At 65.8% G+C, this 19,534-nt stretch carries 19 protein-coding genes; 6 read left to right on the forward strand and 13 right to left on the reverse strand.

Translation table 11 applies throughout. The features are described from left to right. Positions 1 to 45 precede the first annotated feature (45 nt). A complete protein-coding gene (gene uvrA, locus QF038_RS16065; RefSeq protein ID WP_307611225.1) occupies positions 46 to 2,622 on the forward strand; it encodes an excinuclease ABC subunit UvrA in 2,577 nt (858 codons plus the stop codon). A gap of 170 nt (positions 2,623 to 2,792) precedes the next feature. Continuing rightward, positions 2,793 to 3,449, forward strand: coding sequence for a transglycosylase family protein (locus QF038_RS16070; RefSeq protein WP_307611227.1), 657 nt, complete (start codon positions 2,793 to 2,795; stop codon positions 3,447 to 3,449). A 182-nt stretch (positions 3,450 to 3,631) separates the two neighbouring features. On the opposite strand, the gene QF038_RS16075 is transcribed toward QF038_RS16070, so the two are convergent. Then, positions 3,632 to 4,222, reverse strand: coding sequence for a hypothetical protein (locus QF038_RS16075; protein WP_307611228.1), 591 nt, complete (start codon positions 4,220 to 4,222; stop codon positions 3,632 to 3,634). A gap of 155 nt (positions 4,223 to 4,377) precedes the next feature. Between QF038_RS16075 and QF038_RS16080 the strand changes: the two genes are divergently transcribed. The 4 genes from QF038_RS16080 to QF038_RS16095 all read left to right on the forward strand — a co-directional run bounded on the left by QF038_RS16080 (position 4,378) and on the right by QF038_RS16095 (position 7,707). Then, positions 4,378 to 5,298 carry an MSMEG_6728 family protein gene (locus QF038_RS16080; protein WP_307611230.1) on the forward strand — a complete coding sequence of 307 codons (921 nt, stop codon included), beginning with the start codon at positions 4,378 to 4,380 and terminating at the stop codon, positions 5,296 to 5,298. Positions 5,299 to 5,301: 3 nt separating this feature from the next. Next, the gene (locus QF038_RS16085; RefSeq protein WP_307611232.1) at positions 5,302 to 6,162 is read left to right on the forward strand and encodes an SDR family oxidoreductase; all 861 of its coding nucleotides are present in this window, start codon (positions 5,302 to 5,304) and stop codon (positions 6,160 to 6,162) included. A 120-nt stretch (positions 6,163 to 6,282) separates the two neighbouring features. Further along, positions 6,283 to 6,669: a DUF1622 domain-containing protein gene (locus tag QF038_RS16090; protein WP_307611234.1), complete on the forward strand. Its 387-nt coding sequence runs from the start codon at positions 6,283 to 6,285 to the stop codon at positions 6,667 to 6,669. 120 nt (positions 6,670 to 6,789) lie between these two features. After that, the gene (locus QF038_RS16095; RefSeq protein WP_307611235.1) at positions 6,790 to 7,707 is read left to right on the forward strand and encodes a glycoside hydrolase family 16 protein; all 918 of its coding nucleotides are present in this window, start codon (positions 6,790 to 6,792) and stop codon (positions 7,705 to 7,707) included. A gap of 47 nt (positions 7,708 to 7,754) precedes the next feature. Here QF038_RS16095 and QF038_RS16100 read toward each other — a convergent pair whose 3' ends face one another. The 12 genes from QF038_RS16100 to QF038_RS16155 all read right to left on the reverse strand — a co-directional run bounded on the left by QF038_RS16100 (position 7,755) and on the right by QF038_RS16155 (position 19,484). After that, complete coding sequence (locus tag QF038_RS16100; RefSeq protein ID WP_307611237.1) at positions 7,755 to 8,807, reverse strand: hypothetical protein; 1,053 nt, start codon at positions 8,805 to 8,807, stop codon at positions 7,755 to 7,757. After that, positions 8,804 to 9,007, reverse strand: a complete 204-nt coding sequence (locus tag QF038_RS16105; RefSeq protein WP_307611239.1) for a hypothetical protein — start codon at positions 9,005 to 9,007, stop codon at positions 8,804 to 8,806. Before QF038_RS16105 ends, QF038_RS16100 begins: the two co-directional genes overlap by 4 nt. Beyond that, a complete protein-coding gene (locus tag QF038_RS16110; RefSeq protein WP_307611241.1) occupies positions 9,004 to 9,339 on the reverse strand; it encodes a hypothetical protein in 336 nt (111 codons plus the stop codon). Before QF038_RS16110 ends, QF038_RS16105 begins: the two co-directional genes overlap by 4 nt. Positions 9,340 to 9,344: 5 nt before the next feature. Next, positions 9,345 to 11,123, reverse strand: a complete 1,779-nt coding sequence (locus QF038_RS16115) for a glycosyltransferase (protein ID WP_307611243.1) — start codon at positions 11,121 to 11,123, stop codon at positions 9,345 to 9,347. Further along, positions 11,120 to 12,403, reverse strand: coding sequence for a lipopolysaccharide biosynthesis protein (locus QF038_RS16120; protein ID WP_307611245.1), 1,284 nt, complete (start codon positions 12,401 to 12,403; stop codon positions 11,120 to 11,122). Before QF038_RS16120 ends, QF038_RS16115 begins: the two co-directional genes overlap by 4 nt. Beyond that, on the reverse strand, positions 12,400 to 13,212 hold the full coding sequence (locus QF038_RS16125; protein WP_307611247.1) for a glycosyltransferase: 813 nt from the start codon (positions 13,210 to 13,212) through the stop codon (positions 12,400 to 12,402). The genes QF038_RS16120 and QF038_RS16125 overlap by 4 nt, the downstream gene beginning before the upstream one ends. Positions 13,213 to 13,225: 13 nt before the next feature. Beyond that, positions 13,226 to 14,317 carry a hypothetical protein gene (locus QF038_RS16130; RefSeq protein WP_307611249.1) on the reverse strand — a complete coding sequence of 364 codons (1,092 nt, stop codon included), beginning with the start codon at positions 14,315 to 14,317 and terminating at the stop codon, positions 13,226 to 13,228. Positions 14,318 to 14,330: 13 nt separating this feature from the next. Further along, positions 14,331 to 14,465 (reverse strand): hypothetical protein, encoded by a 135-nt coding sequence (locus QF038_RS16135; RefSeq protein WP_307611251.1) that lies wholly within the window; start codon positions 14,463 to 14,465, stop codon positions 14,331 to 14,333. Beyond that, a complete protein-coding gene (locus QF038_RS16140) occupies positions 14,462 to 15,457 on the reverse strand; it encodes a glycosyltransferase family 2 protein (RefSeq protein ID WP_307611253.1) in 996 nt (331 codons plus the stop codon). Before QF038_RS16140 ends, QF038_RS16135 begins: the two co-directional genes overlap by 4 nt. A gap of 1 nt (position 15,458) precedes the next feature. Further along, positions 15,459 to 16,262, reverse strand: coding sequence for a glycosyltransferase family 2 protein (locus QF038_RS16145; RefSeq protein ID WP_091417951.1), 804 nt, complete (start codon positions 16,260 to 16,262; stop codon positions 15,459 to 15,461). A 398-nt stretch (positions 16,263 to 16,660) separates the two neighbouring features. After that, on the reverse strand, positions 16,661 to 16,981 hold the full coding sequence (locus tag QF038_RS16150; RefSeq protein ID WP_307611256.1) for a hypothetical protein: 321 nt from the start codon (positions 16,979 to 16,981) through the stop codon (positions 16,661 to 16,663). Positions 16,982 to 17,048: 67 nt separating this feature from the next. Beyond that, positions 17,049 to 19,484, reverse strand: coding sequence for a Tex family protein (locus tag QF038_RS16155; RefSeq protein ID WP_307611257.1), 2,436 nt, complete (start codon positions 19,482 to 19,484; stop codon positions 17,049 to 17,051). Between the last annotated feature and the right edge of the window lie 50 nt (positions 19,485 to 19,534).

A 19,534-nucleotide genomic window follows, 5' to 3' on the forward strand; every position in this document is an offset into this window, starting at 1 on the left:
GTCAGGATAATGCCCTGTCCGGTAAACGCCACTAGAGTCGAACCAATGCAGAACGCCAAGCACGCTGATCACCTGCAGTATCCGGTTCCTGCCCACGCAGCCGATGGCTTTGTCCGGGTACGCGGAGCCCGGGAAAACAACCTCCGCAACGTGGACGTGGATGTTCCGAGGGACGCCATTGTGGCATTCACGGGGGTTTCCGGCTCCGGGAAGTCATCCTTGGCGTTCGGTACGATTTACGCCGAGGCCCAGCGGCGCTACTTTGAATCGGTTGCCCCTTACGCGCGCCGCCTGATCCAACAGGGGCACAACCCCAAGGTGGAGCTCATCAGCGGCCTGCCGCCCGCCGTCGCGCTTCAACAGCGGCGTGGCGCGCCCAGCAGCCGATCCACGGTGGGAACGGTCACCACGCTCTCCAATTCCCTGCGCATGCTCTTTTCCCGTGCGGGTACCTACCCGGCAGGCAGCACCCAGCTGGACTCGGATGCCTTCTCCCCCAATACGGCCGCCGGAGCCTGCCCCGAATGCCACGGACTGGGAACCGCGCATACCGTCACGGAGTCCTCGCTCGTCCCCGACCCGTCCTTGAGCATCCGCGACGGTGCGGTCGCTGCCTGGCCCGGCGCATGGCAGGGAAAGAACCTGCGGGACATCCTCACCCAACTGGGGTACGACGTCGACATCCCGTGGCGCAAACTGCCCAGGAAGCACCGGGAGTGGATCCTCTTCACCGAGGAACAGCCCGTGGTTGAGGTGACCCCGCAGCGCGACCGGGTTGCCAAGCCTTACAAGGGGCGGTTCTGGAGCGCCAGGAGCTACGTGCTCCACACACTGGCAGACTCGCAGAGTGCCTCGATGCGTGAACGGGTCCTTGCCTACATGGAATCGGGGCCCTGCCCGCGCTGTTCGGGCACCGGGCTGACTCCGCAGGCCCTGGCCGTCACGTTCGCGGGCAGGACCATCGCGGAACTCAACCGCCTTCCCATGACTGACCTTGCTGAGATTGTCCGTCCCACCTCGGAGTTGCACGACGCCGGTACGGCCTCACGCAGGCAGCTCACCGGAGAGTCGAACGAGGTTGCGGTGGCCATCACGCGGGACCTGCTCCAGCGCATCACTGTCCTGCTGGATCTCGGGCTAGGATACCTGGCTCTGGGCCGGGCCACTCCCACGTTGTCGCCCGGCGAGATGCAGCGGCTCCGGATCGCCACGCAGCTGCGTTCCGGCCTCTTCGGCGTGATCTACGTGCTGGACGAACCTTCCGCAGGGCTCCACCCGGCCGACGCCGAGCCTCTCCTGGACGTGCTGGAGCAACTGAAGTCGTCAGGCAACTCGGTGTTCGTGGTGGAGCACAACATGGATGTGGTGCGCCGGGCCGATTGGCTTGTGGACGTGGGCCCCCGCGCCGGTGAGGGCGGCGGCGAGGTGCTCTACAGTGGACCCGTTGCCGGGCTCGCTGACATCGGCGCGTCCGTCACCAGGCCCTTCCTGTTCAGCGAAGCCTTGCCGCAGGTCCCCGACAGTTCGGAAGCAAGGCAGGCTCGGGAGCCCGGCGGATGGCTCGAACTGAAGGACGTCCGCCGGCACAACCTGCGCGGACTCCATGCGCGCTTTCCCCTGGGCGTCTTGACTGCCGTCACCGGCGTGTCCGGTTCGGGGAAGTCCACCCTGGTGAGCCGGGTGCTCGGTGAGGTAGTGGGTTCAGGACTCAAGTCCCCCGTTGAGGCAGGGGAAGCCGGCGACCCGTTGGCCTCGGGAACCGTTACCGGGAGCCACCTCATCGATCGCCTGGTGACAGTGGACCAAAAGCCCATCGGACGGACGCCGCGCTCGAACCTGGCCACCTACACGGGACTCTTTGACGCGGTCCGCAAGGAGTTTGCCGCCACCGAACAAGCGAAGGACCGGGGCTTCGGTGCCGGAAGGTTCTCCTTCAACGTTGCCGGCGGCCGCTGTGAGACCTGCCAGGGCGAGGGCTTTGTAGCGGTGGAACTGCTTTTCCTGCCAGGCAGCTACGGCCCTTGCCCGGAATGCGCCGGGTCCCGCTTCAACCAGGAGACACTCGAGGTGGAGTACCGGGGCAAGAGTGTGGCCGAAGTGCTGGCCCTGACGGTAGATGCCGCTGCGGAGTTCCTTGCCCAGGTCCCTGCCGCGGCACGAAGCCTCAAAAGCCTTCAGGATGTGGGGCTCGGCTATCTTCGCCTCGGGCAGCCGGCTACGGAGCTCTCCGGCGGAGAAGCGCAGCGCATCAAGCTGGCCACCGAACTTCAGCGGGCGCAACGGGGGCACACCCTGTACCTGTTGGATGAACCCACCACCGGGCTGCACCCGGCGGACGTGGAATTGCTGATGGCCCAGCTCCACGGCTTGGTGGATGCCGGGAACTCGGTGGTGGTTGTCGAGCACGAGATGGCGGTGGTGGCCGGTGCTGACTGGGTCATCGATCTCGGCCCGTCAGGTGGCGACAAAGGTGGGCAGATCATGGCCACTGGAACTCCGGCCGATGTGGCGCAATCCCCTGAGAGCCGTACAGCCCCTTACCTGGCTGCTGCCCTCGGTCAGGAAACTGCCAGGCAACGCCCAGAAAAATCTCGATTTGATAACGCCGCTGCTATGTCCTAGCGTGAAACACATGCCCGGCCAGCGGGCGACATGAATGCCCGGTGCTGCCTCCACCAGAACTGCCCAGCAGGCAGCCGCCGAAATTGACCTCTATTCGTCAGGGGCGGGCAGTGGCGCGATGATCTCCGGGGACGGAACCAGCGCAGGTGGCCTTCAGGAGCATAACCATCATGAACAACACCAGATTCCGTACTGCCGCGCGCCGTGGAGCCACCGTGGTCGCTATTTCGGCCGCAGGACTCGCCCTTTCGGCAACCGCGGCAAACGCGGCTACCAGCACCTCTACGTGGGACGCACTGGCACAGTGCGAGAGCGGCGGCAACTGGGCCATCAACACCGGCAACGGCTTCAGCGGCGGCCTCCAGTTCACCCCCAGCACTTGGGCAGCTTACGGCGGCAGTGGTTCGGCCGCAGACGCCAGCCGCGAGCAGCAGATTGCCGTGGCCGAGCAGGTCCAGGCAGCACAGGGCTGGGGAGCCTGGCCCTCCTGCGCAGCGCAGCTTGGCCTGAGCGGCGGAGCTACCGGCGCGGTACAGCAGAGTGCGCCGGTGCAGAGCGTTCCCGTTCAGGCGGCACCCGTCCAGGCCGCCCCTGCCCAGGCCGCCCCCGTCCAGGTGGCCCCAGCCACGGCTCCGGCTGCCAAGCACGTGAAAGCAGTTGCCCTCAGCGGCGAGACGTACACGCTCCAGGCCGGCGACACCTTGAGCATCGTGGCCGGGAAGCTGGGCATCAACGGCGGCTGGCAGCAACTTGCCGACGCCAACCTGGACACCATTTCTGATCCGAACCTCGTCTTCGAGGGCCAGGTCATCCAGCTTCCCGCGTGAACCACTCACTCCCGCGTAAACCACCGCCGCGTCATTGACGGCGCGATCGTGGACTGAGGCCCGGCACGGCCTCCCATACAGGTCGGCGATAGACAAATTCCGTTGACCAAAAAACGACGCCGGCGTGCCCCCAGAAGGGGCGCGCCGGCGTCGTACTTTAATGCAGCTGTTGGCAGAAGTCCTTAGCTGCTGGCAGGAATTTCGCGGACGATCCGCACCTTCCAGGCGGACTCGTCACTCGTGTCCAGCAGGGCAACGGTGCCGTGGGCCAGGTTGAGGGCGACGCGCTTGACCGCCAGGAGCTCCAGGTAGAGGTGCTCGTTCATGCGGCTGGGGGTGTCGATCATGTACTTCACGGCGTCGCGGACCTTGCGGTAATTGGCGCTCTTCTCCCGGTGCATGTGCAGCTCCAGCGCCGACTGCTGCTTGAGCCGCGGCTCGTGCCGGTTCAACAGCGTAACGGCAGTGTGCACGCCGACCACGAGGGCGAGCGAAACGCCGTAGATCCACCATCCGCTGGAGAGCAGGAACAGTGGAAGATTGCCGATGGCCACGATCGCGATGATCACGCGAAGGGCCGCGATACGGCGTACGGTGCGGGCGACGGCGGCAATGCCGTCGCGGAAACGGTGCTGGTCCTTCCGCGCCGTCTCGGGGTCAAGGGTAAATTCGTCAAGGACCAGGATGCCGTTTGCTTCCGGGCTCAGCATCTGCCCAAAGCGGGGCGCGAAGGAGTGCGGGATTCCGGCGGTTTTTTCAGGTGTTGATGTCATGAGTGGGCTTCCAAAATGGTGGGGTGTTGCGGAGATCTTAGTGGTTTTACCTCCGGGCTGTATGCATAGGTCCACTATGTGAACACTTCGACGTTCCCCGTGTGGCGCCCGGCACTGCAATTGGCACATCCGCAAGCTGCCGTCAGACTGAAGGGATGCAAACCTTCCTCCCGTACCCCGATTTCCGGCAGAGCGCCGCTGCCCTGGACACCGCCCGGCTCGGCAAGCAGCGCGTCGAAGCGCTCCAGACACTGCGCGCCCTGGTGATTCCCGGATACGGCTGGCAGACCCACCCGGCGATCCGGATGTGGATGGGCTACGTGCCCGCCCTGACCATGTACGGGCTGGCGATGGTGGACGAATGGACCAAGCGCGGGCACCCGGATAAGACGCGTGAAAACATCACCGAGTTTGCGCCGCAGGCGGCCCACCCGGACTATGCGGCCAAGATTCCGATGCCGCCGTGGCTGGGAGACCCCGACTTCCACCTCAGCCACCGCTCCAAGCTGGTGCGCAAGGAACCCAAGTTCTACACCTCCGTCTTTGAGGACGCGGTACCGGACATGGACTACATCTGGCCGGAGCCGAAGCACGAGTTCCTGCCGCAGGAACCCGAGGGCGACATTTTGTGGATCCTCCGTTCACCGCATCACGACGTCGATCCCCAGGCCCTGGACACGGTGGCGCTTCCCCCGGTGCATGGTTTCCCCGCTGCCGCGGCTGCCGAAGACGAGCCGGATGACGGCTACTCCCCTGTCTACATCGACGACGGATCCCGCCGCCCTTCAAAGCAGCCGCGGAAGGCGCCGCCCAAGCCGCAGCAGAAGAAGCCCACCCGCAAGCGCCTGGCGCAGGAGGAAGCCTTCGCTACCCTCCCCGGGAAGACGCCCGTGGCCGTCCCGTTCGAACACGGCCACAAGTTTGCCGTGGGACAGGTGGTGGGCCGGCCCATCACACTGGAGGACGGACGGTTCGGCAGGAACTTCACGGTGACCGAGATCATCGACCGCTCGGCCTTTACCTACCCGGCGCTCCTGCAGGATCCCCGCGTGTTCTTCCCGGTTGAGGCACCGTAGCGCATGACAATCCTCCTTGCCGGCTGCGGCGACCTGGGCACCGAAGCGGGCCTGCGGTTCGCTGCCCTGGGCCATCGTGTGGTGGGATGGCGCCGCTCCCCCTCGAAACTGCCGGCCGCCATCGAAGGCGTTGCGGCTGATTTGAGCGCGCCCAACCTTCCGCCGGTCCCGGCGGACACTGCCGCCGTCGTCATTTCCATAGCCGCAGATTCACCAACGGAAGCGGCCTACCAGGCCGCGTACGTTCGGGGAGTCGGCAATATCCTTGACGCATTAAAGCGCGACGGCGTGACGCCGGACAGGGTGCTCTTTGTCTCGTCCACGGCGGTTTATGGCGATGCCGGCGGCGGCTGGGTGGACGAGGAAACTCCGCCGGCACCGGCTGGCTTTTCCGGCAGGATCCTCATGGAGGTGGAGGAGCTCCTCCGGGAGCGGCTCGCGGGAACATCCACCGCTGCTGTATCCCTGCGGCTGGGCGGCATTTACGGGCCGGGCCGGACCAGGTTGATCGACCAGGTGCGCAGCGGTTCCGCCGTTGTCCCGGTGGACATCCGGTACACGAACCGCATCCACCGGGATGACGCTGCCGGTGCGATCGTCCACCTCGCCACCATGACTGCTGAACCGGCTCCCGTCTATGTCGGGGTGGACGATGACCCGGCCGGCCTGGGCACCGTGCTCCGGTTCCTTGCGGGCGAACTGGGCATGGCCGAACCCCCGGTGGGTGATGCCGGACCTGCCCGCGCTGGAAACAAGCGCTGCAGCAACAAGCTCCTCCGGGGCACGGGCTTTGGCTTCACTTTTCCGTCCTTCAGGGAGGGCTACCGGGACATCCTGGCCGGGAACGGCATGCGCCACCCATAGCTTCCGCTGCGGCCGGTTCCGGCGCAGACCGAGGCCCGGCGTTTAGGCTGGCTGGGCAGGAGTTCCGTGCCGGTGCTGGCGCAGGAGTCCGGACAAGCGTTGGGCAGGAGTGAGGCGGGAATGGATTTTCGGGAAGTTATTGAGGCTGCCGGGCAGGTTGTCGATTTCGCCGGCGTAGCTGTGATGGTGATCGGCGCCCTGGTGTCCATCCCTCTGGCGCTTCGAGGTCATCAGCCGCGAAGGCTCCCTGCCGGCACCGGGAAACTGAGCTTCTACCGCTTATACCGCCAACTCTTAGGCAGATCCATTCTGCTGGGGCTTGAGCTGTTGGTTGCCGCCGACATCATCCGCACTGTCGCGGTCACGCCCACCTTCGAAACCGTGGGAGTCCTGGCAATCATTGTGCTGATCCGGACCTTCCTCAGTTTTTCCCTTGAGCTTGAAATCACCGGGCGCTGGCCGTGGCAGAAGCAGTCAGGTGATCCTGGAGAGGCACCGGCAAGTTAGGAACTCCTGGAGTAGGCGCGGAGAGAACAGCGCGCCCTTACCGGGGCGCATATCCCGCAAGTAGTGACTGCGGTACAGTGCCTGTATCTTTCCGCCGGCCCGCAGAGGCAACTGAATGCAATGATCGGATTCAGAACCATCGAAGCGGGCCCTGCACGGGCTGACAGTGCGGAGAAATCCCGGCGTCGCATGCAGGCACGCCCCGTCGTGCTGACGATCGTGTTGTCGGTTCTGGCATATGGCTCGCTGAGTTTCGTTTCCGATTCATCACCGGTCCAAGCCAACATCAACCCGCCCAGCGGAGAAGCCATGCCCATCGGCAACCTGCCCGGTTGGAAGCAGGTGTTCACTGAGGATTTTGTCAGCGGAAATGTGCCTGTTGGCGAATTCCCCGGCGGGATGTACGGCGCGAAGTGGAGCGAAAATTATGCTGACGGCACCCCGGATACAGCGGCCCAGCTGAATGAGGCGAGGTCCGGATATTTCCCGTCCAGGGTTCTCAGCGTCAAAGACGGCGTCCTGGACATGTATCTGCACTCCGAAAACGGCACCTCAATGGGCGCAGCGCCGTCGCCCAAGTTCAGCGAGACCAGCGGGCGTCCCTACAACAGCCAAGTCTACGGACGCTACTCCGTGCGGTTTAAGGCCGATCCGCTGCCGGGATACAAAACAGCCTGGTTGCTCTGGCCCGACAGCAAGCAGTGGCCGGAGGATGGCGAGATCGACTTTCCCGAAGGAGATTTGGCGGCAACGATCTTCGCTGCCATGCACGGCACTGGCAGCGCTGAGGGCGAGCTCATTGACATGTTCCACACCACGGCAACATTTAGCTCCTGGCACACTGCCACCATCGAGTGGAACCCCGGACGCGTTGAATTTTTTCTTGATGGCAGGTCTATCGGCATCAGCACGACATCGACTCCTGACAAGCCCATGCATTACATCCTGCAGACTGAATCGTGCCTGCCGGTATGCCCGGCCCCTGAAACCAGCGGCCATCTGTACGTTGATTGGGTTGCCATCTGGGAGAAGAGCTAGGACGCATGGGCCGGAGCCAGCATGCATAGGGCGGAGGTGAGCCGGGCTTAGCCGGCATCCGGGCGCCAGTACTGCAGCCCGCCGCCGGTGGCGCCGTCGAGGCCGACGTCGACCACAGCATACGGAAACGTCCGGCGGTCCGATTTGTCAGGTCCGCGGCCACGGACATCCGAACACCATGTACCGGTGTTGACGTACCGGGTGGCGCCGCCCTCGAGCGCAGCCTCAAGGGCCCGGTGGGTGTGGCCCGAGACGTACCAGGCCACCGCTGATCCATGCGCCTCAAGGGTGCGTGCCACCTGGCCCGCAGCCGCAGGAGCTTCCTCGCTGGCGATGCTGCGGCCGGCTGCAGCGAGAACCATACGGCTGGCGGTCCGCGGGAGCACCGACACCGTCCGGAAGCGGGACAGGCGTGCGAGATCCCGAACGGCGGCCCCGCCGAGCTCCAGCCGAAGCGCTTCGGCCTGCAACAGCTCGCCGTAGGCGAGCTCCCGGACGCGGCGTTCCGCCCGTTCTGATGCCAGGAAGGCCCGGGCAACGGCCCCGGCACGGCTGAGGCGCGAGTTCGACGGCTGGGCGTGCCAGGCGGCGAGCGGTGGCAGATCCAGTTCGTCGGTACCGCTGACCGCGGTGCGCAGCAGTTCGGGGATACGGTGCAGCGCGTGGTGCTGGTGCCCGTGCTCGGCCAAGAGAACGCCGGGTACGTGCAGGAACCACGGGTGCACCCGGACCTGGGCGGGCTCGACGGGTGACAGCAGCGATGCCAGGCGGGCGGCCACCGAGGGCCGCGCCAGCTCCACGTCGTGGTTCCCGCACACGAAGTGCAGTTGAACCCCGCGCGCCGCACACCCTTCCAGCGCGCTCTGCGTCTCCGGGTGCCGGGCCAGGATGGATTCGAGGCGGGCCAGGCTCTCGTCTTCGGCGAGCCCTGCCAATTCGAAGGTGTCACCGACGAAAACGACGTGCTGCTGCGGACCTGACGCTTGGAGCACCTCGCGGCGCAGGAAATCGGGCAACACTTTGCCGGGGCGCCTGGGGTCCTCGTCCCCCACGCCGAGGTGGAGGTCGCTGAGGAGCCACCACCGCGCCGAGCGGTTCACGTCAGTAGTTCCAGCAGGCGTGGCAGGAAGAGGAACAGGCATATCAACCACATGACGGCGACGGCCGTGTGGCTCACTGCCCGGCCGAGGAGCCTCGGGCGGACGGTTTGCCGCGGGTCCGGTCCGGCGTGCCGGACCTCGAGCGTGACAAGGGTGGCGAGCAGGACAGCAGCCACCACCAGTGCTGCCAGATCAATCATGACGCAGCCTCCTGCCGTGCGCGTGCAATGCACGCAAGGATGGTGATAACGCCCATCGAGATGACGCATGCCTGCCAGGACCACACTGCGAGGTAGAACATCGCTGTGGACACCGCGGTGAGCGTGGCCAGGCCAAGCGCCAGGAGGAGCAGCATTCCGAGGGCAAGGTCGGTAACCGGGGTGAGTCGGGCCAGTGCCCGCCCCGGCAGCAGGATGAGGACCGCTACCGCGGCGACCGTTTGCAGTGGTGTCGGCAGCCCCACAAGGGTGAGGAGCGCCAGTACGACGGCGGCGAGGCCGAGCACGATGGTGGGCCGTTTGGCTAATGTCATGGCACTCATGGCGCCACCCGGTAGACGCGCGCGTCGGTGTTGCTGAACGCCAGTTCCACGCCGTTCTGCATGCTGATCCACTCCTCCAACTCGGCAAAACCTTGTGCACTGCTGTCGCCCTGGAGCACCACGCTCGCCTCGGACGAGCGCATGAAGAGCATCATGGCGCCCCCGGGGTTGTGCCGGGCGTAATTGAAGACGATGGGGCCGCAGGTAGCCGTCGTCAGGTCCTCCCGGCACAGGTCGTCCATTGTCCGGTAACGGTGATCGAGGTAGGACTCGCTGCGCCATGGCGTCGGGTGGGCGGCCGAGAGGATCGCCATGCCCGGGGGCGCCAGCTGTTGCACGGTGGCGACTGCGTCCATCTCGCTGTCAGTGAAAACGTCATACTGGGCGTTTCCAAACCGGCCGGTCACGGTCAGCACGGCCAGCAGGAAGCAGGTGAGCACAAGGGCGCCCGTGGCACGGGAGGACGGGCGGGTGCCCCGGTCCGAGGGAAGCAGGACCGAGCTCGCCAGCAGTGCAATGAAGGGCAGCGCGAACAACGAGACGCGGATGAGCATTTCTCCGCCGTATGCCTGCGCCGGGAAAAGCAGCAGCGGTGCGCCGGCGAGCAGGACCACCCTGATGTCCAGGCGCTTCCTCCGCCAGTCACGCACGGCTCCCACGGCGGCGAGCGCCCAAAGCAGAACGGTGAGGAGAACCCGAAGCTGCACCACGAGCAGGTGCCCGGCAGACCCGCTCACGCGCTCGACGACGTTCGCCTCGGCCGCAACCTGCAGCCCCGCGTCCTCCAGGAGCGGATGTCCGGCGAGGTACGTACTCGCTGGGTAGATGAGCCAGAGCACCAGCACTAGGCCGGCGATCAGGGGCAGCCGGCTGGTCCATACCCGTCCGCTGAGGGTGAGAACGGTGATGACGATGAGCAGGATAAACGGCGTCAGCTGATGGCTCGCGGTGATGACGGGGATGAGCAGGAGGGTCACGACGAGAGCGGCCAGCCGGAATCCCGCCCGGGGCTCGGCCGGTGACCGCTCCCGCCACCACTGCCCGAGGTCGGCTGGCCGGAAGCCGTGGAACTTGGCGGACCGCGCGGCCAGGGGACCGAGAAGCATTCCAAGCACAACGAGGTACAGGAAGAAGCCAAAGGCTTGTGGAGACAGGTAGTCCTGGTCCTGCCAGTTACCAAGGCAGAACAGCCAGAGCACCAGCCAGCGCCGACGCGGATCCCGCGTCAGGTAACCGGTGAGCACCGCGACGGCAACGAGCCACAGACTCACGTTGAATACTGGAGCCCACAGTGCAAGGCTCACCGGGTCGAGCCCCGTTGCCCCGAGGACCGTCGCCAGCAGGGCGAAGAAACCGGGCCAGTTGAAGTAAGCGTCGATGTTCGGATCGACCCGCTGCATGCCCGAGAGGGCATCGGCGATGCCGAGATGCCGGAACGCGACCTCGCCGCGCGGTACATCTGTAACGAAGGCTGCGGTCCCGAAGAGCACGAGCACGAGCACCGCGACGAGCCAAATCATCACGGGGCCCCTCGCCGGGCCCGCCGCGTCCCCCCGCAACGCCACGAAGAAGGCGGCATTAAGAATCAGGACGCCGGCCCAGAAGGGGACGGGCAGGACGGCCACGAGCCCCAAGTCGCTGGTCACAGGCACTGCCACGGTGGACGCGGCCCACACAACAAGGGCCAGGGACACCGCGCCGGCGAGGGCACACCACAGGTCGCGGGGCTTCCAGCGCCGGTCTATGCGGCTGGGCGTATCAAGCGTGCTGGTCATCGTACCTCCTGTTTGACGCGCCGGAGGACTGCGATCAACCGAATGCCGACCACCAGGGCTCCGATAGAGAGCACCACCAGCCAGGTAAGGGCCATGGCGCTGGGGCCGCTTCCAGCGGCCGACAATGCTGAGATGCAAAGGGCGGCGGCGAGCACCACGCCCACCGTGATGGCCTCAACGTAGCGACCGCGGGCACGGCACACGGCGTTGTAGGCCTGCAGCACCGCATAGGCCACCACGCCGGCCGCCAACCACCGCAGGGCGCCGGCTGACGCGTCGGCGTACCGGTCTCCGAGCAAATGGAGCAGGGGGCGGGCGAAGACGATGAGGACGACGGCGCCCAGCCCTCCGATGGCGAGCGACCACCGGAGAGTCGCCCACGTGGTCGATACGAGGCGGCCAGGATCCCGGACACCCTCGGAGAACTGAACGATGCCCATCAACATCGGAGCGGTATAGGCTGCCCACGCCATCATCCAAGCGGGGTACCAGTAGGCAGCGGCCTCCGGCGACACCATGTGCGCAAGCAGGAGCGGCAGCACCAGCCCGGGGGCACGCTCGGTGAGCGTGAGGAGCTGGTTCGGGATGCCAAGCATCAGCAGCGGACGGCCGCGCGCCGGGTGCAAGGATGGCCGCGGCCGGTAGCCCACAAGTCGTCGCAACTGGATGACGCCCACGATGCATGTCAGGGCGGTCCCGAGGGTCCAGCAGGCCATCAGCAGGTCTGCCGCCGCGGGATGCGCCAGCCAGGCCACGAGCGCTGCAGCCCCGAGTGAGACGCCGCCGCCCATCGTGTACCTCAAGGTGGCGCTGGCGCCGCGTCCCAGTGCCACAAGGGCCTGGTCCAGCACGGTACCCATTGTTCCGGTCACGGCGGCCACGAGGAACATCAGCCAGAAGAGAACCGATGTCGAGGCCGTGTCCGGGGCTGCGGTCAGCTGCAGGACGAGGTACCCCAGGGCCAGCACGGTGCTGGCTACCCCCACGATTGCGAACGCCGCATCCAGCACCCGCGCCGGCGGTTCCCCCCGCCCCACCGAGACGATCACGGCCGACCCTGCGCCCAGCACCGCGAGCTGAGCGCAGATCAACACTGCCGAGACGGCGGCCGTAGTGAGCCCGACCTCACGGTCGGAGGCCGCGTGTGCGGCCACCACCCAGAAAGCGAAACCCGAGCCGGTCTGGGCACCCTTGGCAATGATGAGGCCTATTGAACTGCGCAGTGCGGAGTGCCGGACGGGCGGGCCGTCCACGGCGGATTTCCCCCTCACTGTTGTCACGATGCGAAACCCTTGACCAAACCCGTGTAGTTGTACCAGCAGAAGGCGATGTAGTAGCGAAGCCAGCGGGGCTGGCCCGCGGCGAGGCTCAAGGCGCTGCCCCGGACCGCGGCGGCGGCGGGCAGCAGCGCCAACCTCGCGCCGCGCCAGCCGTGTTTGCGGATCATCCGTCCCAGTCCGGTTCCATCCATGAGGAACTGGTCGAGCGCAAAGTCGAAGTCGTCTGCGGCGAATCGATGTTCGACGACGACGCGGCGTGACACCGCCGTTCGCAGCCCGGACTGCCGCATCCGCCAACGCAGCTCGATGTCCTCCCCCGACTTGAACGAGTCGTCGAAGCCCAGGCCCAGCATCAGGTCCCGGTTGACGATCGTCGCCACGAGCCCGAACCAGTTGCGGCTGCGGCCGGTGCGGTGGTGGTGTGCCAGCGCCTGCCCCCAGTAGCCCGGTCCGGCGACACTTTCCAGGCCGGCCTGGAGGGCATCGTGTCCGTCCTCCACCAGCTCTGTGAGCAGGTCGGCCACTCCCCTAGGCCCGAACACAACGTCGGCATCAACAAGAAGGACCCAAGGGGTGTTACTGCTCCGCACACCGAGCGTTCGTGCCCAGGGCAGGCCGCGGCCCTCGTCACTGAGGACCCTGGCACCGGCGGCGAGCGCGAGCTCGACGGTGCGGTCGGTGGAGAGCCCGTCCACCACAATGATTTCAGCGACACCTTGTTGGCGGAGGGCCTCCAGGCAGCGCGGGAGCAGGCTCTCAGCGTTGCGGGCCGGAACGACGGCAGTAACGTCGGCAGGACTGTGAGTCATGGTCTCCCACCCCTCAGGCCTGGTCGTCCAGGACCGACGGCAGCAGTTCCTCAAGATGCCGGACGATGTCGTCGGACGCCTCATCCGCGGAGTACGAGGCAGGCACCTGCAGCAGGTGGCAGGGGCGTCCGTCGAGCGCCTTGTTCAGTACGAGCCCCTTGGCCGCGAAGTGCTCGCGCCACGGGACGACGGACGTGGCCGCCAGGCCGGTGACTACTTGCTGCGAGAAGCCTGCCATCTCGATGTGGAAGTTGCCGATCATGCGGTCCACCATCCAGTCGGTGCTCCGCTCGAGAATCCGGGTCTTGGTACCCTCGAAGCGCTCAACATAGATGGCGGCGGCGAGCGGGGCCGTGGTGGTCACTTCACGCCCTGGGAACGCGGTGGCCGCGTCAACCATGCGGTGCTCCGGCGACCACCGGCGGGAGAAGTCCGCGAGCCGCGGATACCGGATGACATACGGGTGGACCACAGTGGTGAGGCGGCCGACGCTCTGTGAGAACCGTGGGGGGACGAGGGGCTTCCGGACACCTTCGAACAAGTGCGGGTAGATATTCCGGTGGTGCGGCTTGATGAACATAGGTTTCGCGTAGCCGAGCAGCGTGGCGTCCTCCGCGAGGAAGGCCCAGTCATCACCCATGAAAGACCAGCCCTCGCGCCGCATCAGCTTGGCCGCCGTGCTCGTCTTACCGGTCCCTCCGGCCGCGGGAAGCGCGATCGCGTGCCCCCGGTAGGCCATCGTTGCCGCATGGATCATGGCAGCGCCCCGGGCGATCATGGCCGCATCGAGCACGGGAACCACAGATGTCAACAGCTCACCCGATCCGTGGACGCGCCACTGGTCTGCGTCCCTGACCACCTGGACCCGATCTGCGTTGAAGCGCACGGTGGTGTCGGTGTATGCCAGCTCGTGCTCAAGCAGGCCCGCATCCGGCATTGGCTCCGGCCGGTCATCGACCACGATGTCGGCCGGCCGTTCGGTGTCGGTGGCGAAACACGCCAACATGGTCCGGAGCTGGTGTGCTGCCGGAGCCTGTGCGTCCACACGGATGGTGAGGCGGCCGTGGATGTCGAAATTCAATGCCTTAGTTTCTCTGGTGCGCATAGTCGTCCCCTAACTAAATGGTGTCGCTTGGATCGTTGTTGCTGATGTAAGTCGTGTCGCCCCGGCGGAGTGTGTCCGTGGTGTCATCCCGGCGGGTGGTTGCAGGTGGACCGGTGGCGGCGGGACCGCGCAGGAAGACCGCGGTCACTTGACTTCCCGCCACGGGCTGACTCCGGCCAGTACCGGCTGGCTCAAGGGCCTCCCAGGCACGTGCGCCAGCTGGCGTCCCCGAAGGTAGCCTGCCGCCGTACACCCCACGACTGCGACGTAGGCGGCTGCGCGGCCCAGTCCTGCGGGATCACCGCGGGTCCAGTCATACATCGCTAAAAAGACGGCCCGGGGCAGGATGCTGCGCACGTACCGGCGTTCGGGGCCGAGGGCCCGCTTGTGCCCGACGACGTGACTGACCTGGGCTTTCGAAATGCCTTCCGACCAGGAGCGTGAAAGCATGTAGCGGACGGTTCCCCTGTTTGCGGGCACATGGTGCCGTACCAGCGCCGCCGGCTCGTAAACGATGCGGCATCCGGGGGCACCCATGGTCGACCGAATGCAGATCTCGGTTTCCTCGCAGCCTAAGGGAGTGGAACCCTGCCGGCCCAACGAGTGGTTGAAACCGCCCACGGTCCGAATGACGTCAAGCCGGAACGACATGTTGGCACCGATCACGTTCCTGACTTCGGATGCCACGCGTGGCAGGCCCCGGTGGCTGCAGCCGACGATCCAGTCGAGCTCTTCGCCGAAGTAACCGGGCCGGCCCGCCTCCCAGAGGGGTTCCACCCGGCCGCCCACACCGAGCACCTCAGGATCGTCGTAGAGCGCCATGAGCCGTTCAAGCCAGTCCGGCGCGGCTATTGCATCATCATCAAGGAAGGCCACAACGTCCGAGTCCGCCAGTCCCACGCCCGTGTTGCGGGCTCCGGAGAGTCCCCGCGGGCCGGTGTTTTTCACGACGGTGACGTCATCTACGGTCGCAGCCAAACGCTCGTAAAGTTCGTCGTTGTGGTCAACCACCACCAGGACCTCTTTAGGGGCCCAGGTTTGCACGCGGAGGGATTCGATGACATCCAGCAGCCAACTCCAGCGTTCGGTGGTGTAGGCGCAGACGATCACGCTGACGCTCGGGAAAGGTAAGTACGTCATGTCACGCCACGCTTATGACGGGAAGAACGCTGGTCGGATCGGTGGGCGTTCGCGGGAAGCTCACGTTGGCGTAGGCGTACTTCACCCTGCGCAGTGCCTCGGGGCGGGCGCCGGCCGTGGGGGCCTCCCACAGGAGGCACTCATGGGCCATGGTCTTCAGCACCCGCCAGCCGTCCCGGAACGTCTGGAGGTTTGATGCCCCCGATATACGGTCCAGCTCCAGGCTGGGGACTTCGGCAATCCGCAGGCCTGCCTTGGCAGCCCTGACGATCAGCTCCGTCTCAATTTCAAAACCGTCGGATTCCAGCTGCAGGACTTCCAGGCACTCCCGGCGGAAAGCGATGTAGCCGTAGCAGAGGTCCGAGTAGTTGCTGTGCAGAACGGCGTTGGCCAGCCCGGTCAGCGCACGGTTTCCGTAACGGCGCAGCCGGGTCAGGTCCTCGGACCCTCCTCCGGTGACGTGGCGGGAACCTTTGACGAAGTCGAAGTTGTGCTGGAGTGGAGAGACAAACCAGCCGATTTCCTGGGGATCCATGCTTCCATCAGCGTCCAGCATGACGATGATGTCACCTGTTGCTGCAGCAAACCCGGACCGCAGCGCAACTCCCTTGCCCTTGCGCTGCTCGTCCACCACCACGATGTCGTTGCGGACCGCCCGCGCCACTCCAACAGTGTTGTCTGTGGAACGGCCGTCAACAATCACCACCTCGTCGACGTAGAGGGGCATCCGCCGGAGGACCCAAGGAATGTTTTGGGCCTCGTTCAGGGTTGGGATCACCACGCTGATGGAGGCTCTCTCGGGCACTGCCGCCAGCTTGGAGAAGGAAATTGGGGGCTGAATGGAAATAGACAAATGCCTCACCACTTCATGGCGTGTGTAGGGTACTTTGGCCGATTGGCGGCCCGGACTACTAATTCGTGAACTGAGCGTATGGGAGGCCGGTCTACCTAAACATCAGTAGTGTGTACTTGCTTTTAGAACCTTTCCTACGTAGGGAATTTCCGTGTTCAGCGCGCTAGGGGTGAAGGGGCAGGGGCGGCTGTTCTGTTAGGTACATAGGGGTTTATCGGCAGGGCCCGCGCGTAGCCCAATCGAACCAGAATCCGGCGCTTAAACAGCTCCGCCCCGGGGGAACCAAAGGTTCCACCGGGGCGGAATGCCACCCGCCGACGACGTTCTTGCGGGGAAAGGGCGCAATGGGCCTAGATGTCCTGCCAGCCGCGGCCTTCAGTGAAAGTGGCAACGAGGGTACCCACCCCTGCGTTCAGCGAGTTGGACGGGTCGAAGTACAGGGACGCCTCAGTGGCACGGCTGTGGGTGATCAACTGCTCGGCCTCCAGCTTCGCCTCGGGAACGGTGGCGCCAATGATGCCCGTCCGCGCCGGCAGTTCCGGGGCGTGAACGACGTCGGCCTTCGTCTGGGTCAGCGGGACGGTAGTGCCGGAGCTGATCTCATCGTGGGGGAACTCAAACTCGGCGTCGTTGGCGGGCGCAGGAATGGTGTACTCCAGGAAATAGGTCATGAAACCACCTTTGCAGAAACGCACCATCGAATCCACCAACCCCACGTGGCCAACCGCCGGCGCGTACCTACTTACCGAGGCCGGCTTTCCGCAGCGCCTCAGCCATCGCGGTATTGGCCGGTGCCGGCGGGGGTGAAGAAGCGCGCCCGGCGGAAGGGGCATTGCGGTTCGGCCGGTTTCCGGACCGCCCTTGCTCCTGGCGTCCGCCCCGATCGGATCCTTGGGCATGTCCGCGGTCAGCCCCGGGCCGGCCGCCCTGCTTGGCAGAGGCTGCCCCACCCGGGGACGGTTCGTCGTCGAGCCGCAGGGTCAGGGAAATCCGCTTCCGCTCGGGGTCTGCCTCAAGGACTTTCACCCGTACAACTTGCCCGGACTTCACCACCTCGCGGGGATCAGACACAAAGCGGTTCGCGAGCGCAGACACGTGAACCAGGCCGTCCTGGTGCACGCCAACGTCAACAAAGGCGCCGAAAGCGGCAACGTTGGTCACGGTCCCTTCCAGGATCATGCCCGGCTTGAGGTCCGAGATCTTCTCGATCCCCTCGGAGAAGCTGGCCGCCGCGAATGCCGGGCGTGGATCCCTTCCGGGCTTGTCCAGCTCCGCCAGGATGTCCTTAACAGTGGGCAGGCCGAAAGTTTCGTCCACAAAGTCACGGGGATCCAGGGACGAGGCCGGCGCCGTGCCCGCGGCAACCAGGATCCTGCGCGCCACTGAGTAGGACTCGGGATGCACGCTCGAAGCATCCAGGGGTTCCGCTCCCCCGGTAATCCGGAGGAAGCCGGCGCACTGTTCAAAGGCCTTTGCGCCGAGCCGCGGCACTTTTTTCAGGTCCGCGCGTTTGGCGAAGGGGCCATGTTCATTGCGGTAGGCGACGATATTCTCACTCAGCAAAGGCCCCACGCCGGCCACCCGGCTGAGCAGTGCGGGCGAAGCGGTGTTCACGTCCACTCCAACGGCGCTGACGCAGTCCTCCACCACGGCGTCAAGGCTCCGGTCCAGCTTCGACGCCGTGACATCATGCTGGTACTGGCCCACGCCAATGGACTTCGGATCAATTTTTACCAACTCGGCCAGCGGGTCCTGCAGCCTCCGCGCGATGGACACCGCTCCGCGGAGCGATACATCCATGCCGGGCAGTTCCGCCGCGGCAAGAGCGGAAGCTGAGTAAACGGATGCCCCGGCCTCGGAAACCACCAGCTTCTGCGGTTTCCGGTCCACGTCCGGCAGTCGCTTGATCAGCTCGGCGGCGAGTTTGTCGGTTTCCCGGGATGCTGTGCCGTTGCCAATGGCCACGAGTTCGACGGCGTGCTGCCGCGCCAGCCGCTCCAGCGTCGCCAGTGCATCGTCCCACTTCCTGGCGGGAGCATGCGGGTAGACGGTGTGGGTGGCCACCACCTTGCCGGTTCCGTCCACCACAGCTACTTTGACGCCGGTTCGAAGGCCCGGGTCCAGGCCGAGCGTCGCCCGGTTCCCGGCGGGGGCAGCGAGCAGGACATCGCGAAGGTTGGCAGCGAAAACGCGCACGGCCTCGTCCTCGGCTGCGGCAAACATCTTGCCGCGCAGGTCTGCGGTGAGCCGGGCCAGCACGCGGGACCGCCACGCCACCTGGGCCGTCTCCATTAGCCAGGCATCGGCGGGCCGGCCGCGGTCGGCGACCCCGAGGCACTTGGCCACCGCTGACTCGTACCGGGCACGTGCGGCGGCGAGGGCGGCGTCGTCAGTGGGATCTGCTTCGGTGAGGTCCAGCTCAAGGACGCCGTCCTTCTCCCCGCGGAGCAGTGCGAGGACGCGGTGGGACGGCATGCCGGCCGGAGCCTGCGCGAACTCAAAGTAGTCGGCAAACTTCTGCCCGTCCGCTTCCTTGCCCTTCTTCACGCGCGACACCATGCGGCCCTGCGTCCACAGCCGCTCGCGCAACGTGGCGGCGAGGTCAGGATCCTGGGCGACGCGTTCAACCAGGATGGCCCGGGCACCTGCGAGTGCGGCGGCGGCGTCGCCCACGGCATGCTCGGTGTTCAAGTACTTTGCGGCTTCGCGTTCCGGATTGAGTTCGGGGCGTTTGAGCAACGCCTCAGCGAGCGGTTCCAGGCCGGCTTCGCGCGCGATCTGCGCCTTGGTTCGGCGCTTGGACTTGAACGGCAGGTAGATGTCCTCGAGGCGGGACTTGGTGTCGGCGGCGAGGATGGCTTTTTGCAGCTCCGGGGTCAGCTGGCCTTGGGCAGCAACCGAGTCGAGCACTGTACGACGGCGGTCCTCCAGTTCGCGGAGGTAGCGCAGCCGCTCGTCGAGGTCACGAAGCTGGGTGTCGTCCAGCGTCCCGGTGGCTTCCTTGCGGTAACGGGCGATGAAGGGCACGGTGGATCCGCCGTCGAGCAGTTCCACTGCCGCCTTGACCTGCCAGGCTTTGACCCCCAGTTCCGTGGCAATCTGCGTGTAGATGCCGTCCTCCCGTTTCTGGGACGTGGACGGAACGGTGGAAGGGGCCTGCGGCTGTTGGGTCACCAGAACATCTTGCCCTAACCGGCTGCACGGCTCCACTGCCATACGGTTGC

It is taken from the genome of Pseudarthrobacter sp. W1I19 (assembly GCF_030817835.1).
Lineage (GTDB): Bacteria > Actinomycetota > Actinomycetes > Actinomycetales > Micrococcaceae > Arthrobacter.

Excerpts from the sequence above, each read along its gene's own strand:
- uvrA (WP_307611225.1), top strand. The coding sequence starts at position 46 with ATGCAGAACGCCAAGCACGCTGATCACCTGCAGTATCCGGTTCCTGCC.
- QF038_RS16070 (WP_307611227.1), top strand. The coding sequence starts at position 2,793 with ATGAACAACACCAGATTCCGTACTGCCGCGCGCCGTGGAGCCACCGTG.
- QF038_RS16075 (WP_307611228.1), bottom strand. The coding sequence starts at position 4,222 with ATGACATCAACACCTGAAAAAACCGCCGGAATCCCGCACTCCTTCGCG.
- QF038_RS16080 (WP_307611230.1), top strand. The coding sequence starts at position 4,378 with ATGCAAACCTTCCTCCCGTACCCCGATTTCCGGCAGAGCGCCGCTGCC.
- QF038_RS16085 (WP_307611232.1), top strand. The coding sequence starts at position 5,302 with ATGACAATCCTCCTTGCCGGCTGCGGCGACCTGGGCACCGAAGCGGGC.
- QF038_RS16090 (WP_307611234.1), top strand. The coding sequence starts at position 6,283 with ATGGATTTTCGGGAAGTTATTGAGGCTGCCGGGCAGGTTGTCGATTTC.
- QF038_RS16095 (WP_307611235.1), top strand. The coding sequence starts at position 6,790 with ATGATCGGATTCAGAACCATCGAAGCGGGCCCTGCACGGGCTGACAGT.
- QF038_RS16105 (WP_307611239.1), bottom strand. The coding sequence starts at position 9,007 with ATGATTGATCTGGCAGCACTGGTGGTGGCTGCTGTCCTGCTCGCCACC.
- QF038_RS16110 (WP_307611241.1), bottom strand. The coding sequence starts at position 9,339 with ATGACATTAGCCAAACGGCCCACCATCGTGCTCGGCCTCGCCGCCGTC.
- QF038_RS16115 (WP_307611243.1), bottom strand. The coding sequence starts at position 11,123 with ATGACCAGCACGCTTGATACGCCCAGCCGCATAGACCGGCGCTGGAAG.
- QF038_RS16125 (WP_307611247.1), bottom strand. The coding sequence starts at position 13,212 with ATGACTCACAGTCCTGCCGACGTTACTGCCGTCGTTCCGGCCCGCAAC.
- QF038_RS16130 (WP_307611249.1), bottom strand. The coding sequence starts at position 14,317 with ATGCGCACCAGAGAAACTAAGGCATTGAATTTCGACATCCACGGCCGC.
- QF038_RS16140 (WP_307611253.1), bottom strand. The coding sequence starts at position 15,457 with ATGACGTACTTACCTTTCCCGAGCGTCAGCGTGATCGTCTGCGCCTAC.
- QF038_RS16150 (WP_307611256.1), bottom strand. The coding sequence starts at position 16,981 with ATGACCTATTTCCTGGAGTACACCATTCCTGCGCCCGCCAACGACGCC.